Origin of the sequence: Actinocatenispora rupis (genome assembly GCF_016861975.1) — a bacterium.
Taxonomy (GTDB): domain Bacteria; phylum Actinomycetota; class Actinomycetes; order Mycobacteriales; family Micromonosporaceae; genus Actinocatenispora; species Actinocatenispora rupis.
On record NZ_BOMB01000019.1, the window covers coordinates 24,100 to 38,191 of the forward strand.

The following is a 14,092-nucleotide window of genomic DNA, read 5'->3' on the forward strand; positions in this document are numbered from 1 at the left end:
GCCCGCGTACGTCAGCCGACGTTCAGCGCGCGACCCCGTTCCACCGTCAGCCGCGACGCCTTGACTGGAAGTCGAACGGGAACCACCCCGGATCCCGTCCGACAGCGAGGGAAACCAGCCATGACCCGACGCGACAGCACGCCCCGGCAGTCCGACGCCACGACCCGGACGCAGGGCCACCCGCCCCTCATCGAACCGCGTACCCTGGTGATCGGACTCGCCGCCGCCGGCGACGCGATCCTCTACCACCACCAGGGCCCGCTGGCCACCACCATCGGCGTCGGCCTCGCCGCCGCATACCTCCTCCACCGCATCGTCGGCCGCTAACCCCCACGGGCGAGGCCCCGTAGCCGGGGCCCCGCCCGTGGCGCCTGAGGTACCGCGTCGCACACGGCCGAGACTGTCGGATGCCGGCGGTCCGCTGCGAGGCGGCCGCGCGCAGAAGCCGCTGTCACCGCGCCACCCTTGGGATCTACGCCGACGAACGCGTTGACCACTCCTCACCGAGCCGCCCGCCGGCCAAGGTTTGACGCGTGATCGGCGGGTCTGTCAAAGACTCGACCATGACCGCGGGACCGTGGCGTGCACGCTGGCGACCAGTGGCGTCCTCCTTGCGGAGGCATGCCGTATCGCCTCACGACTCACCGCAGGATGCCGCCGGTCGTACCGGCGCATCAGGGGCCGCTCGCGTCGAGGGAGTGGTAGTGGTCGTAGAGGCGGCAGGACACCGCGACCTCGTCCTGTGGCAGTAGGTGGGGCTCTACCGGAGCCGTGAACTCGGTGATGACGCGGGTGTCGCTGTCGATCTGGATGTCGGTGACGCCGCGCCAGAATGGTTCGGCCGGATCGACCGCGCGCATCTCGGTCAAGAGATCCAGGAGGCCCTGGGCGTTGGCCCCGGTGCGGATCGGTATCCGCCGGCCCGGCGTGTCCAGCTCGGCGAGGTGGCCGGTCACCCCCGGCGGAACTCGGCGCGCCAGCGGTCACCGACCCGGTCCACCCGTACGGCCGTGAGCCCGCCGTCGGCGAACGCGTCGATCTCGGCGCGGGTCAGCGGCCACGGCGGGCCCGCCGGGTCGGGCTCGTCGGCCGCGGCGGAGACGACGAGCAGGGTGCCGCCGGGCGCGACCAGCTCGCCGACCCGCCGGGTCGCCTCGGCCCGCACCGACCGCGGCAGCGCCTGCACCGTCACCACCTCCACCACCAGCTCGTACGCCCCGCGCCAGGCCGCCGGGAGGTCGAACAGGTCGGCGTGCACGTACCGCACGACGGTGCCGGGGTGGCGTTCGCGGGCGAGCCGGACCGCGGTGTCGGCCACGTCGAACGCGGTCGTCTCGTACCCGAGGGACGCCACGAACTCGGCGTCTGCACCGAGCCCGGCGCCGACCACCACCGCGCGCCGTCCGGTGCCGTCGCGGCCGGCGGCCCATTCGGCGAGCAGCGGCTGCGGCGAGTCCCGGTCCCAGGGCATCGCGACCGCGCCGTCGTCGGCCGCCGAGTACAGCCGGTCGAACCAGGCCGTGGGCGCCTCCCCGTCCGCGCGCGCCTGCGCCGCCAGCCGGTCCGCCTGGTACGGCCAGCCGCCCGAGGTGTGCCGCAACAGCGCCGGCACCAACCGGTCCCAGTACTCCCGGGGCGGGGTGCGGTGGCCGAGGCCGGGCATCGGCAGCAGCTCCGCGTCGTACCGCGCGGCCAGCGCCTCGCCGTGCGGGAACGGGAACAGCGGGTCCTCGGTGCCGTGCACGACCAGCGTCGGCACCGGCCCGGTCGGCCCCGCCGCCGGCTCGTCGTCGTCCACGAGCAGCCCGTGGTTCACCAGGCTCGCCGCCATGTCCCGGGTCCGGTCCACCACCCGCCCCGCGTACTCCCGGGTCGCGTCCACGTCCACCCCGCCGGACCCCTCGTACGCCGCGTGCAGGGCGACGAGGTGTTCGACCATCGCCGCGCGGTCGGCGGGATCCGGCGCGGACGGCGGATCGGCGAAGAACCGGCGCAGCTGTTCCGTCGGCGGCGGCAGCCCCGGCACGTGGTCGATCGGGCTCGTCGACAGCAACGTCAGCGACAGCACCCGGTCGGGCGCGAAACCGGCGATGCTCTGCGCCAGCCCGCCGCCCATCGAGATGCCGACCAGGTGCGCCCGCTCGATCCCCAGCGCGTCCAGCACGCCCAGCGCGTCGTTCGCCAGATCCCGCCCCGAGTACGCCGGGGCGCCGGCCGGGTAGCTCGTGGACCGGCCCGTGTCGCGATGGTCGTAGCGCACCACGTACCGCAGGCCGTCGGCGAGTCGTACGCAGAGGTCGTCGTCCCAGGAGTCCATCGACGCGCCGGAGCCGGCGATGAGCAGGATCGCCGGATGCTTCGGCCGTCCGAAGGTCTCGACGCACAGCTCGACCGCGCCGACCCGCACCATCCGTTCGCCCATCCGCCCAGCCTCGCACAGGGGTACGACAGCCACCGCCGCATCGCCGGGTCGGCGCGTCAGACGGACGGCGCGTCGAGGCCGAAGCTGAGGATGCGTTCGGGATGGATCCGGATGATCGCGCCGTCGAAGCCACCCGGACTCCCGGCACCCCAGGCGGAGTCGGTCGGTTCGGTGATCGCCTCGGCGTACCCGCGGATCTCGACGCAGCGCGGCCGCCACGGCTGGACCGAGGCGAGGTCGTCGACCACGAACGCGGCCTGCCCGTTCGCCGCCACGTTCCGGAACTTGCGGCTGTGCGACATCCGGTGCCCGGCGATGTCGATCGTGCCGGTGCCGGCGTTGTACCGGAAGCCGACGGGACTGACCTGCAACGTACCGCCGGGTTGTGCGGTGGCGAGCCGGCCGAGCCGCTGCCCGGCCAGGTACTCCAGTTCGGTCCCGCTGAAGGACGCGCTCTCGCTCATGGATGTCTCCTCGGTCGTACGGGTGCCCGGGTCCACGTTCCCAGCGGCGCGCGCCGGGTGCACGTGCGCGCACCGCCGACCACCCGACGGTGGACGCGTCGTACCCGGGTCAGTGGGGGAGGGCGGCGAGCAGGGCGGTGAGGCCGAGGTCGAAGTGGTCGCCGGTCTCGGCCTGGTCCGCCGCGTACGCCAGCGCGTTGTACCCGGCGGAGTCCGGCCGCGGCTTCCGGCTGCGCCGCCGCGCGCCGAGCTGGAGTACGGCGAGGTTCAGGGCGTGGCCGACGGTGAACTCCCGCAGGCAGCGCAGGATCCGCAGCGCGTCGGCGGCGTCGATCCCGGCCGCGGTCAGCTGGCCGATCATCCGGGTGCCGGCGTCGATCGCGGCGGGCGACCGCAGCGGCCGGGTGGCGAAGATGGTGACCGCGTGCGGGTGCGCGAGCAGCGTGTCCCGCAACCGCCGGTGGTACTGCCCGGCCATGTCGTGCCACGGCCCGTCCCAGGGCAGCGTGTCGACGTCGAGTTCGGTGAACAGGGCCTCGGCGATCCCGTCGAACAGCGCTTCCTGGTCGGGGAAGTAGCGGTAGACGGCCATCGGGTCGACGCCGAGTTCGGCGCCCAGCTTGCGCATGGAGAACCGGTCCCGGCCGATGTCGTCGACGAGCGCCAGCGCCACCGCCGCGATGTACGCACGGCTCAGCGTGGTCCGGGTCGGTGCGTCCGGCCGGGTACGTTTCGGGTCACGGGTCATGGTGCCAGGTGTCCGATCAGGCAGCGGGCGAACTCGTCCGGCCGTTGTTGGTAGACCGTGTGCCCGCCCGGGAATTCCACGCAGGGCACGCCGGTCCGCGCACCGATCAGGTGCGCGGGCCGATGGTACGGGCGCCCCACGCTGTCCGCGCCGGTCGCCAGCCGCCAGCGCAGTCCCGTCGCGGCGAGCGCGTCCAGGTCGGGCCGGTACTCGTAACAGAACGCGGGCAGTTCGCGGCGGAACAGGATCCCGGCGTTGCCGACCAGGCGCGTCATCCCGCCCGGCGGCCGCCCGGTCACCCGGGTACGCACCGCGCTGCCGGCCAGTACCAGCCGCATCGCCGCCGCGGTCAGCGCCCGTCCGGTCCGCGTGGTGAACGGCTTCGGCGGACGCGGCATCGTCATCGCGGCGAACGCGACGAACCCGCGCAACGGCCCCTCCGCATCGGCCGTACGCCGGAGGCCGTCCAGCTCGCGCTGCTCCGGGCTGTCCGGCAGCAGGCCGAGCATCGGCGGCGGTTCGTGCACGACGGCGCCGAGCAGCCGGTCGTGGTGTCGCGCCACCACGTCCAGCGCGACGATCGCGCCACTGCTGTTGCCGAACAGGTACGCCCGGTCGACGCCATGCTGGTCCAGTACGGCGATGGCGTCGTCGGCCTGGGTCGCGACGTCCACCGGGGCGTCGGCGGCGTCGAGCGGGCTGCGCGAGTTGCCGCGCCGGTCGTACGTCAGCACCGTGAAGCGGTCCGCCAGCAGGGGCATGACCTCCGCGTACATCTCGGCGTCGCCGCCACCGCCGGGGATCAGCAGGAGCGCCGGCCCCGCACCGCCGACCTGCGTTCGCAACCGCGCCCCCGGCACCCGCACGGTGTCTACACCGTAGTCCATGTCTACAGTGTAGACACGCCCGGCGGGCCCCAGTCGGCAGGCTCGGATCTGGCTCAACGGAGCCACCTGCGACCCGTCACCGGCAGCTCCGGGTACGCCGGCACGTGCCCGGCTGCGGCGTACCGGATCGGGGCCGTCGGTCGGAACGGCGATCCGGGGCGACGCTGCCTGCTCCCGCAGCGTCGCGGCGGGCGCAGCTCACCGCCCGCCACCGGCCGCCACCGCGTTGCCCGTGTCGCGCGTCGGGACGGCGCCGGCGTCCGCGGTACCGCGGTGTGGTGCGGCGGGCAGGGGACAGCCGGACGCGTACGCGCCCGGTCTTCCGTCGTTCGGCGGGCGTTGGCCGTAGCGGGGCCGGATCGCCGGCACCGGGTCGTCGCCGTCGAGGTACGCGCGGAGCTGGGCGAGCGCGCTGGCGATGATGCGGGAGACGTGCATCTGCGAGATGCCGAGGCGCCGGCCGATCTCCGTCTGGCTCAGGTCGGCGACGAACCGCAGCGCGAGGACGGTGCGGTCGCGTTCGGGCAGCCGGGTGAGTGCGGCGGGCAGTGACACGCGGGCGGCGACGGCGTCCAGGTCCCGGTCGATCGAACCGACGACCTCCTCCAGCGACCGCGGCGGCCGGCCGTCGTCGTCGCGGTTGGTCGGCGCGTTCAGCGACATGGGGCGGTAGTTCTGTTCGGCGAGCAGGGTTTCGGTGATCTCGGCGGTGCCGACGCCCAGTACGGCGGCGAGGTCGGCGACGCCGGCGGAGCGGTGCAGCCGCTGGCTCAGTTGCTCTCGGCCGCCTGCATCCGCAACCGGAGCTCCTGTACTCCGCGCGGCGGCCGGATCGCCCACCCCCGGTCGCGGAAGTGTCTGCGCAGTTCGCCGCGGATGGTGGGGGTGGCGAACGCGAGGAAGCCGTGACCGGGGTGGTCGGGATCGTACCGGTCGACGGCCTCGATCAGCCCGATCGCGGCGACCTGTACGAGGTCGTCGAGGCTTTCCGCGCTGCCGGCGTACCGGCGGGCGAGTCGCGTGGCGAACGGCAGGAACGCCTCGATCACGCGGGTCCTCGTGTCGGCCCGGCGGGGATCGTCGGCGGGTAGCCGTGCCAGCAGATCCAACAGGTCCAGCGCGCGCCGGTCCACCGCCGTTCCGCGGCGCGGGCGGGTCTCGGTGCCGGTTTCGATGTCCCGGGGGAAGCTTGCGTGCAATGCGTGGAGGCAGGCCATCGCAGCCCTTTCGCCGCGTACGCCGCCGGCGTGTGGTACTGCGGAGCCGCCCCGGTGGGGGCTGGCCGCGGCAGCGGGCTCGTCGGCGACGCATCATGACGTCGACCGGTGCCCGGCTGCCTGAGCACCCGATCAGGAATCACCCAAAACGGGATGGCGCTTCGGTCGGTGCCGGTCCGGCCGGCTCCCTCGGACTGGAGAGCCGTACGGGTCCAGTGGCACCTCGCAGGAAGAGTAAGTCGGCGGCGCGCCCGTCGCAACAGAACGCGGGCTCGCGACGGCCCGGGTCGGGCGTCGGACGCGAGGGTCGGGGAAGCACGCTTTGCCGCCCACGGCAGGCGATCCGCGCCGTACGCGTCCGTCAGGTGGGAGAGTGTGGGGAGGGTGTGGACGCCGGGCCGGCGCCCGCCGAGCCCGGGACAGGGAGTACGTGATGACTGGTGGGGAGCAGGTCGATCTGGCCGCACTCTTCGCCGGCATGGCGCGCGACCTGCTCGCGCGGCACGGGGTCGAGGCGACCCTGGAGGAGACCTGCCGGCTGGCGGCGGCGACGATCGACGGCTGCGACTCGGCCGGCGTGTCGATGGTCCACCGGGACGGGCACATCGACACGCCCGCCGCGAGCAGCGAGGTCGCCGGGATCGCCCACGACATCCAGTACGAGCTGCACGAGGGGCCGTGCCTGGACACGATCTGGGAGCACGACACCGTACGCATCGACGACCTGGCGACCGAACGTCGCTGGCCGGCGTTCGCCGCGAAGGCGGTCGAGGTCGGGGTGGGCAGCATGATGTGCTTCCGGCTGTTCACCGAGCGCGACACGCTCGGCGCGCTGAACCTCTTCGCCGCCCGGCCGCGGGCGTTCGACGAGGAGTCCCGCGAGATCGGGTCGATCTTCGCCGCCCACGTGGCGGTGGCGCTGTCCGCGGAGCGTACGAAGGCCCAGCTCACCGAGGCGTTCTACACGCGGCAGCGGATCGGGGAGGCCGCCGGCATCCTCGCCGAACGCCACCAGATGACCACCGCGGACGCGTTCCAGATGTTGGCCGAGGCGTCCCAGCACCACAACATCAAGCTGCGCGACCTGGCGGAGCGGCTCGTGGCCGACGAGAACCGGGCCCGCGCACGCGGTACCTGAACCCGCCCGTCGGGTGACCGCGCCGGCGCCGTCAACCCGCGTCGTCGAAGTGCAGGACCCGACCGGAACACCCCGTGTCCGGTACTCCCGCGTCGAGCGCCGTCCGCAGCGCGCGCTCCTCGTACGCGAAGTGGGATTCGAGGATGGCGGTGAGTCCGTCGAGCTCGCGGCCGATCCGGGTGGGGTCGGCGGTGGGCGAGGTGGCGGAGCCGGCGAGCTCGGCGACCCGGGCGAGGATGGCCGCGATCATCGTGTGGTCCTCGACGAGCTTGGCGACCGTACCGGTGAGGTCGGGGCGTTCGGCGAGCAGTTCGGTGAACAGGCCGGCGTCCTCGCCGCGGTGGTGCGTGGTCAGCGCGGAGCAGAACGCCAGGCAGTGCGTGCCGAGCGTCGGCGCGGGCTCGTCGTGCAGGTTCGCGCGCAGCTGCGCGAGGCGGTGGCGGAGCTGCTGGTGCGCATCGGCCAGCTGGCGGCTGAGCGTGACGGCGCGGCCGGTGTCGGGAGAGGCCACGGACGGTGGTCCCTTCGGTTCGGCACCTCCATGCCTGACGCAGCCCGTCACCGGCACGCGATGCGCCGTCATCGGATCATGGCCGGCGCCCGCGGCGCAAGCGTCACACGCGGCGGCGGTACAGGTCGCGCAGCAGGGACAGTTCCGCGCCGTGGTGGATGACCTCGCGGTGGATGTGCAGCACGAGCGCGGCCATCGGCTCGTCGGCGTACCCGTGCTCGCCGCACGGTGCGGCGAGTCCCTCCGCGTCCAGCCCGCGCACGCCGTCCACCCACCGGGCGTACTCCCGGTCCAGCTGCGCGAGCGCGGCGCCGGCCGTACCGGCGTGGTCGAAGGTGTCGAAGTCGGTCGGCGGGCCACCGAAGTGCGTGGCGTTGCGCATCGCGAACACGCCCACGATCACGTGCGCGAGCCGCCACGCGATCGTCGTCACCGGCGCCGGATCCGGTGCCGGATAAGCGAAGTCCACCGTGTACGCCCCGGCGCCGCCCGGCATCGTCGCGCTTCCGGTGCCGCGCGGGCGAAGGGTCCACGCGTCCGCGACGGGCTCCCAGAAGTACTCGTCGTCGGTGAGGCCGTCGAGCCGGGGCCGCAGCTGGTGCTCCCAGTGCCAGGTGAGCTGGCCGAGCAGTTGGCCGGTCCAGTCCAGGGTCGTCATGGCCCTGAGGGTAGGCGGCACCGCGGTCGGTTCCGGTCCGGAACGACCAACGGGCGCAACGGTTCGGCCGGGGCGCGGCTGTCCCGGCTCGTGTCAGTCCACTGTGGACCGCCGCGAATCGTGGCGCCGATCCGGTCAGGACGCGCCGAGTGCCTTCTCCAGCTGCTTCTTGGTCATCGAGGAACGGCCGGCGATGTTGCGCTGCCGCGCCTCGTTGTACAGCTGGTCCTTGGTGCGTCCGCGCGGGCCGCCGCGGCCGGACCGTTCGCCGCCACGCTGCTGCGGCGACTTGTCCTGCACGGAACTCCGGCTCGCGGTACGCGTCTGGCCGGCCTGCGCGCGGTTCTTGTTGACCGTGCGGGCGGCGATCTCCTCCGCGCGCCGCTCCGACGTACCGCGGTCCTTGGCCGAGTCCTTCACGTGCTCGTACTGGCGTTCCTGTTTGTCGGTCCATTCCTGCCTGGGCATGACAACCGTCCCCCTCGCCTCGTGCTCTTCCGACCGGATACCCGCGTCCCGGCGGACCATGCACGTCACCCGCCAAGGTGTACCGGCCGGGGTCGGGGGTAGCGCAGTCGGGAGCGAACGGAATCGGGAGGCGTGATGTCCGCGACCGTCGGTGACTACTTGCTGGCGAGGCTGCGCGAGTGGGGTGTGGAGGACGTTTTCGGGTACGCCGGGGACGGCATCAACGGGCTGCTGGCGGCCTGGGAACGCGCCGGCAACGAACCCCGGTTCATCCAGGCGCGGCACGAGGAACTCGCCGCGTTCGAGGCGTGCGGGTACGCGAAGTTCGGCCGCCGGCTGGGCGTCTGTACCGCGACGTCCGGTCCCGGCGCGATCCACCTGTTGAACGGGCTGTACGACGCGAAGCTGGACCACGTACCGGTGGTGGCGATCGTCGGGCAGACCAACCGCAGCGCGATGGGCGGCTCGTACCAGCAGGAGGTGGACCTGCTGAGCCTGTACAAGGACGTGGCGAGCGAGTACGTGCAGATGGTGACCGTGCCGCAGCAGCTGCCGAACGTGCTGGACCGGGCGATCCGCATCGCCACCGCCCGGCGCACCGTGACCGCCGTGATCGTCCCGGCGGACGTCCAGGAGATGGCGTACGAGGCGCCGGAGCACGCGTTCAAGATGGTGCCCTCCAGCCTCGGCGCGTCCTGGTCGGCGCCGGTGCCGGACGAGGCGGACCTGCGCCGCGCCGCCGAGGTCCTCAACTCCGGCAGCCGCGCGGCGATCCTGGTGGGCCAGGGCGCGGCCGGCGCCGCCGCCGAGGTACGCGAGGTCGCCGACCTGCTCGGCGCCGGCGTGGCGAAGGCGTTGCTGGGCAAGGACGTGCTGCCCGACGACCTGCCGTACCTGACGGGTGCGATCGGGCTGCTCGGCACCCGCCCCAGCTACGAGCTGATGCAGGGCTGCGACACGCTGCTGACGGTCGGGTCGAGCTTCCCGTACACGCAGTTCATGCCGGAGTTCGGGCAGGCGCGGGCGGTGCAGATCGACGCCGACCCGACGATGATCGGCATGCGCTACCCGTACGAGGTGAACCTGGTCGGGGACGCGGCGGCCACGCTGCGGGCGCTGATCCCGTTGCTGCACAAGGCGAAGGACCGGTCCTGGCGCGACGAGGTCGAGTCGAACGTGACGCGCTGGTGGGAGGTCATGGACCGGCGCGCGGCGGTCGACGCCGACCCGATCAACCCCGAGTACGTGTTCCACGAGCTGTCGCCGCTGCTGCCGGACGGCGCGATGATCAGCTCCGACTCCGGCTCCGCGGCCAACTGGTACGCCCGGCACCTGAGGTTCCGCGAGGGCATGCGCGGCTCGCTGTCCGGCACGCTGGCCACCATGTGCCCGGGCCTGCCGTACGCGGTGGGTGCGAAGTTCGCGCACCCGGACCGGCCGGCGATCGCGCTCGTCGGCGACGGCGCCATGCAGATGAACGGCATCAACGAGCTGATCACCGCCGGCATGTACCACGGGGAGTGGTCGGATCCGCGGCTGATCGTCGGCGTCCTCAACAACGGCGACCTCAACCAGGTCACCTGGGAACTGCGCGCGATGGGCGGATCCCCGCAGTTCGAACCGTCGCAACGGCTGCCCGACTTCCCGTACGCGGCGTTCGCCGAGCTGATCGGCCTCCACGGCATCGAGGTACGCAAGCCCGAACAGGTGGCCGGCGCGTGGCAGCGGGCACTGGAGTCCGACCGGCCGTGCGTGGTCGAGTTCGTGACCGACCCGGCGGTACCGCCGATCCCGCCGCACGCCACGTGGGACCAGATGGTCAAGGCGAGCGAGTCGATCGTGCGCGGTGACCCCGACCGGTGGAACGTCATCAAGCAGGGCGTCAAGACGAAGATGCAGGAGATGCTGCCCGGCGACGCGGCCGGGAAGCGGCACGACCGATGACCGACGGGTACCCGGTCCGGGCCGTGGACGCGGCCGCGTACACGGTGCCGACCGGGGCTCCCGAGGCGGACGGCACGCTCGCCTGGAACTCGACCACCATCGTCGTCGTCGAGGTGTCCGCCGGACCGGTGACCGGACTCGGCTGGACGTACGCTCACGCGGCCTGCGTGCCGCTGATCACCGGCACGCTCGCCGGGCTCGTGTGCGACCGCGACGTCCGGGACGTACCGGCGGCCTGGGAGGCGATGCGGACCGGGGTGCGCAACCTCGGCCGGGTCGGCCTCGTGTCGTACGCGCTGTCGGCTGTGGAGACGGCGATGTGGGACGCCGCCGCCCGGCTCGTGGAGCTGCCGCTGGTCCGGCTGCTCGGCCGCGCCCGCGACACCGTCCCCGTGTACGGTTCCGGCGGCTTCACCACGGACGACGGGGAGCGGCTGGCCGAGCAGCTCGCCGGCTGGGTCGCCGATGGCATCCCGCGGGTGAAGATCAAGATCGGCGAGTCATTCGGCCGGTGCGAGGCCCGCGACCTGCGCCGGGTCGGCGCCGCCCGCGCCGCCGTCGGCCCCGACACCGAGCTGTACGTCGACGCCAACGGCGGATACCAACCGGCGCAGGCGATCCGGGTCGGCCGCCAACTGTCCACATGGGACGTACGGTGGTTCGAGGAGCCGGTCACGTCCGACGATCCCGCCGGACTGCGCCAGGTACGCGACGCGGTCGACGCCGACGTGACGGCCGGCGAGTACGGCACCGACCTGCCGTACTTCGCGCGCATGGTGGACTGCGTGGACTGCCTCCAGGTCGACGCGACCCGGTGCGGCGGGTACGCCGAGTGGCTGCGCGCCGCGGCGCTCGCCGCCGCCCGCGGCCGCGACGTCTCCGGGCACTGCGCGCCGAACCTCACCGCGCACGTCGCCGCCGCCACCCCGAACCTGCGCCACCTGGAGTGGTTCGCCGACCATGACCGGATCGAGCGGCTCCTCTTCGACGGCGTACTCGATCCGACCGGTGGTGTCCTCCGCCCGGACCTGACCGTACCGGGTCACGGCCTGAGCCTGCGCCGCGCCGACGCCGAACCGTACCGGGTGGCGTGAACGCCGGATTCGGTTGCGCGCCAACCGATCTCGGGGTCAGTGATCTCAGGGTCATTGCCGGCGGGTGAGTCGATGCACAGCGGCGCCGACGGCGAGTGCCGTGCCGAGTACGACGACGGCGGTGGCCAGGCGGCTCTCCCGGGTCGACGGGGCGGACCGCGGCTGCGCGGCCAGTGGCGGGCCACCACCCGCCGGTGCCGCTGATCAGCCCTCGGCGCTCGGGTGCGGGTTGGGGATCGGGCTGCCCGGCGGGGTGAACGCGGCGAGCAGGGTGGCGGTGACGGCGTACGGTGCGTCGGCCGATGACAGGCGCCCGGCCGTGATCTCGTCGGCCGCGCCGTGCAGGATCGCGTACAACGTGGCGACGAGCCAGGCCGTCGGCAGGTCGGTACGGAAGGCTCCGGTACGCCGGCCTCGGGTTACCAGGGCACGGACGCGGCGCATGGGCCGGTCGTGGTGGCCGCGGATCCGGTCGGGTGGCAGCGCGCGTTCGGCGGCGACCAGCAGCATCCGGTACTCGTCGATGATCCGCCAGGACGAGGCGACGAGCCGGGTGAGGGCGGCGACGGGATCGCCGCCGAGGTCGACGGCGTCGAGCCGTTCGTCGGCCTGACGACTTCGTGCCCGCGCTGGAGCAGTTCCTGGGCGGCGCGGCCGGCCTGTTGTCGGCGACGGTGACCCGGCTGACGAAGCAGTGGCAAGACGACCACACTGCCTTCCAGCAGCGCGACCTCGCGGACCGCGACTTCGTCTACGTGTGGGCCGACGGCGTGCACCCGAAGGTTCGGCTCGGGCAGGCGCACTCGTGCGTCCTGGTGCTGCTCGGGGTTCGGCTGGACGGCACCAAGGAGCTGATCGCGCTCGCGGAGCATCGGCGACGGTGCGATGGGCCTGTGGAAGGCCCTGGCCGAGGTGTTTCCTGCTGCCCGCCAGCAGAGGTGTTGGGTTCACAAGGCCCGGAATGTCATGAACTGTCTTCCGAAGTCCGCACAGCCGAGCGCGGCGAAGGCGATGCAGGAGATCTACAACGCCGAGGACCGTGCGCACGCCGAGAAGGCGATCGAAGCTTTCACGAAGACCTACGGGGGTGAAGTGGCCCAAGGCCGTCGCGAAGATCACCGAGGACCGGGAGGAACTGCTGGTCTTCTACGACTTCCCGGCAGAGCACTGTACCCACCTGCGGACCACGAATCCGATCGAGTCCACGTTCTCCACGGTCAAGCTGCGGACCAAGGTCACTCGTGGGGCCGGCAGTCCGGCCGCGGCCCTGGCGATGGTGTTCAAGCTGGTCGAGTCCGCCCAGGAACGCTGGCGCGCGATCACCGGAGCCTCCCTCGTCGCCCTGGTCCGCTCCGGGGCCCGGTTCAAGAACGGCGTCCTGGTCGAGCGCGAGGAGGCCAGCGGGGCGGCATGATGGGCCCTGCCCCAGCAGTCGGTCGATCAACGCGGCACTGCAGACCGGCCAGGGCAACACCGCCGGGGGGTCAGCGGCCGCTCGCTGGGGCGAAGGGTCCGTCCAGGGCTGCCCATTGCAGGAGCAGGATGGTCTTGCCGTCGGTGATGCGTCCGTCGCGGGTCATGGAGAAGGCATCGGTGAACGGCAGTTCGAGGACCTCGATGTCCTCGCCGTCCTCCTCTAGTCCGCCGCCGGTACCGGTCCGGTCGGCCGGGGTGTAGGGGGCGGCGAAAAAGTGGAGGCGCTCGGTGACGGATCCGGGGCTCATGTAGGCGTCGAGGATGTGGGTGAGCGGGCCGAGGCTGACGCCGAGTTCTTCGACGCTCTCGCGTCGGATGGCGTCGGGCGGGTCGTCCGTGTCGAGCAGCCCTGCGGCGGCTTCGATGAGCATGCCGTCGGGGTGGTCGTTGACGTAGGCCGGGTAGCGGAACTGGCGGGTGAGGAGGACGCAGCCGCGTCCGGTGTCGTAGGGCAGGACGACGGCGCCGTTGCCGCGGTCGTAGGTCTCGCGCTGCTGGGTTTCCCAGTGTCCGTCGCGGCGGCGGTAGTCGAAGGTGGTGCGTCGCAGGACGTGCCATCCCTGGGAGGTGAGCTCGACGTCGCGGATCACGACGTCGGGGTTGCGGTCCAGGCCGCGTCCGGCCTGGTCGAGGCCGGTGCGGCCGCGGTGGTCAGGGGCGTTGATGCCGGGGCGGCTTGTCACGCGGTCTCCTGCGGGGTGCGGCGGGGGATCTCGGCCGCGTCGTGGTAGACGGGCAGGCCGCGGCGGCGGGCGGTGGCGACGTCTTGGTCGGCTCCCTCGGAGTCGCCGGGCAGGCGCAGCACGGCGTGACAGTGGGCGAGCAAGCGGTCGGCGGTCGGGTAGAGCACCTGGTCGGCGAGGGGGTCTGTGAGGCCCGCGCCGGCGGAGCGCAGGACGGGCAGGGCGATCCATTCCCCGATCACGGGGAGGTGGCCGGCGGCGAAGATGGGCCAGGCGGCGGCTTCGAGGCGGGCGAGGTTGGCGGCCATGGCCTGCGGGTCGCCGTCGGCACCGGAGCGGTAGGGGCCGGCGATCAGGATGAGCATGGGCTTGTCGGTCACGG

Annotated in this window: 17 protein-coding genes and 1 pseudogene; 5 read left to right on the plus strand and 13 right to left on the minus strand. The window is 72.9% G+C overall.

Going from position 1 to position 14,092, the window contains the following annotated elements:
• The first annotated feature begins 120 nt into the window (after positions 1-120).
• Positions 121-327 (plus strand): hypothetical protein, encoded by a 207-nt coding sequence (locus Aru02nite_RS16225; RefSeq protein ID WP_203658370.1) that lies wholly within the window; start codon positions 121-123, stop codon positions 325-327.
• Between the two features lie 347 nt (positions 328-674).
• On the opposite strand, the gene Aru02nite_RS16230 is transcribed toward Aru02nite_RS16225, so the two are convergent.
• From Aru02nite_RS16230 to Aru02nite_RS16260, 7 genes are all read right to left on the minus strand, one after another.
• Entirely contained in the window at positions 675-956 is a 282-nt protein-coding gene (locus tag Aru02nite_RS16230) for a hypothetical protein (protein ID WP_203658371.1), read from the minus strand.
• Positions 953-2,422: an alpha/beta fold hydrolase gene (locus Aru02nite_RS36685; protein ID WP_239076727.1), complete on the minus strand. Its 1,470-nt coding sequence runs from the start codon at positions 2,420-2,422 to the stop codon at positions 953-955. Before Aru02nite_RS36685 ends, Aru02nite_RS16230 begins: the two co-directional genes overlap by 4 nt.
• 56 nt (positions 2,423-2,478) lie before the next feature.
• Complete coding sequence (locus Aru02nite_RS16240; protein ID WP_203658372.1) at positions 2,479-2,886, minus strand: PPOX class F420-dependent oxidoreductase; 408 nt, start codon at positions 2,884-2,886, stop codon at positions 2,479-2,481.
• A gap of 109 nt (positions 2,887-2,995) precedes the next feature.
• A complete protein-coding gene (locus Aru02nite_RS16245) occupies positions 2,996-3,634 on the minus strand; it encodes a TetR/AcrR family transcriptional regulator (protein WP_203658373.1) in 639 nt (212 codons plus the stop codon).
• Entirely contained in the window at positions 3,631-4,521 is an 891-nt protein-coding gene (locus tag Aru02nite_RS16250; protein WP_203658374.1) for an alpha/beta fold hydrolase, read from the minus strand. The genes Aru02nite_RS16245 and Aru02nite_RS16250 overlap by 4 nt, the downstream gene beginning before the upstream one ends.
• Before the next feature lie 198 nt (positions 4,522-4,719).
• Positions 4,720-5,361 (minus strand): sigma-70 family RNA polymerase sigma factor, encoded by a 642-nt coding sequence (locus tag Aru02nite_RS16255; RefSeq protein WP_203658375.1) that lies wholly within the window; start codon positions 5,359-5,361, stop codon positions 4,720-4,722.
• Entirely contained in the window at positions 5,292-5,654 is a 363-nt protein-coding gene (locus Aru02nite_RS16260; protein WP_203658376.1) for a sigma-70 family RNA polymerase sigma factor, read from the minus strand. Before Aru02nite_RS16260 ends, Aru02nite_RS16255 begins: the two co-directional genes overlap by 70 nt.
• 517 nt (positions 5,655-6,171) lie before the next feature.
• On the opposite strand from Aru02nite_RS16260, the gene Aru02nite_RS16265 reads away from it, so the two are divergent.
• A complete protein-coding gene (locus Aru02nite_RS16265; RefSeq protein ID WP_203658377.1) occupies positions 6,172-6,876 on the plus strand; it encodes a GAF and ANTAR domain-containing protein in 705 nt (234 codons plus the stop codon).
• 31 nt (positions 6,877-6,907) lie between these two features.
• On the opposite strand, the gene Aru02nite_RS16270 is transcribed toward Aru02nite_RS16265, so the two are convergent.
• From Aru02nite_RS16270 to Aru02nite_RS16280, 3 genes are all read right to left on the minus strand, one after another.
• On the minus strand, positions 6,908-7,387 hold the full coding sequence (locus tag Aru02nite_RS16270) for a hemerythrin domain-containing protein (protein ID WP_203658378.1): 480 nt from the start codon (positions 7,385-7,387) through the stop codon (positions 6,908-6,910).
• A 103-nt stretch (positions 7,388-7,490) separates the two neighbouring features.
• Entirely contained in the window at positions 7,491-8,045 is a 555-nt protein-coding gene (locus Aru02nite_RS16275; protein WP_373324877.1) for a DinB family protein, read from the minus strand.
• 135 nt (positions 8,046-8,180) lie between these two features.
• Positions 8,181-8,513, minus strand: a complete 333-nt coding sequence (locus tag Aru02nite_RS16280; RefSeq protein WP_203658379.1) for a plasmid stabilization protein — start codon at positions 8,511-8,513, stop codon at positions 8,181-8,183.
• Positions 8,514-8,648: 135 nt separating this feature from the next.
• Here Aru02nite_RS16280 and Aru02nite_RS16285 point away from each other — a divergent pair, with 135 nt between their 5' ends.
• A complete protein-coding gene (locus Aru02nite_RS16285) occupies positions 8,649-10,457 on the plus strand; it encodes a thiamine pyrophosphate-requiring protein (RefSeq protein ID WP_203658380.1) in 1,809 nt (602 codons plus the stop codon).
• Positions 10,454-11,551, plus strand: a complete 1,098-nt coding sequence (locus tag Aru02nite_RS16290) for an enolase C-terminal domain-like protein (protein WP_203658381.1) — start codon at positions 10,454-10,456, stop codon at positions 11,549-11,551. Before Aru02nite_RS16285 ends, Aru02nite_RS16290 begins: the two co-directional genes overlap by 4 nt.
• Positions 11,552-11,755: 204 nt before the next feature.
• Here the strand turns inward: Aru02nite_RS16290 and Aru02nite_RS16295 are convergent, their stop codons facing one another.
• Positions 11,756-12,061, minus strand: a complete 306-nt coding sequence (locus Aru02nite_RS16295; RefSeq protein WP_203658382.1) for a hypothetical protein — start codon at positions 12,059-12,061, stop codon at positions 11,756-11,758.
• A 104-nt stretch (positions 12,062-12,165) separates the two neighbouring features.
• Here Aru02nite_RS16295 and Aru02nite_RS36690 point away from each other — a divergent pair.
• Positions 12,166-12,965 (plus strand): annotated as a pseudogene (locus tag Aru02nite_RS36690) (transposase); the annotation flags it as partial.
• Positions 12,966-13,035: 70 nt separating this feature from the next.
• Here the strand turns inward: Aru02nite_RS36690 and Aru02nite_RS16310 are convergent.
• Together Aru02nite_RS16310 and Aru02nite_RS16315 are read right to left on the minus strand one after the other, a co-directional pair.
• Positions 13,036-13,710 carry an NUDIX domain-containing protein gene (locus tag Aru02nite_RS16310; RefSeq protein WP_203658385.1) on the minus strand — a complete coding sequence of 225 codons (675 nt, stop codon included), beginning with the start codon at positions 13,708-13,710 and terminating at the stop codon, positions 13,036-13,038.
• Positions 13,707-14,090: a DUF4406 domain-containing protein gene (locus Aru02nite_RS16315; RefSeq protein ID WP_203658386.1), complete on the minus strand. Its 384-nt coding sequence runs from the start codon at positions 14,088-14,090 to the stop codon at positions 13,707-13,709. The genes Aru02nite_RS16310 and Aru02nite_RS16315 overlap by 4 nt, the downstream gene beginning before the upstream one ends.
• Between the last annotated feature and the right edge of the window lie 2 nt (positions 14,091-14,092).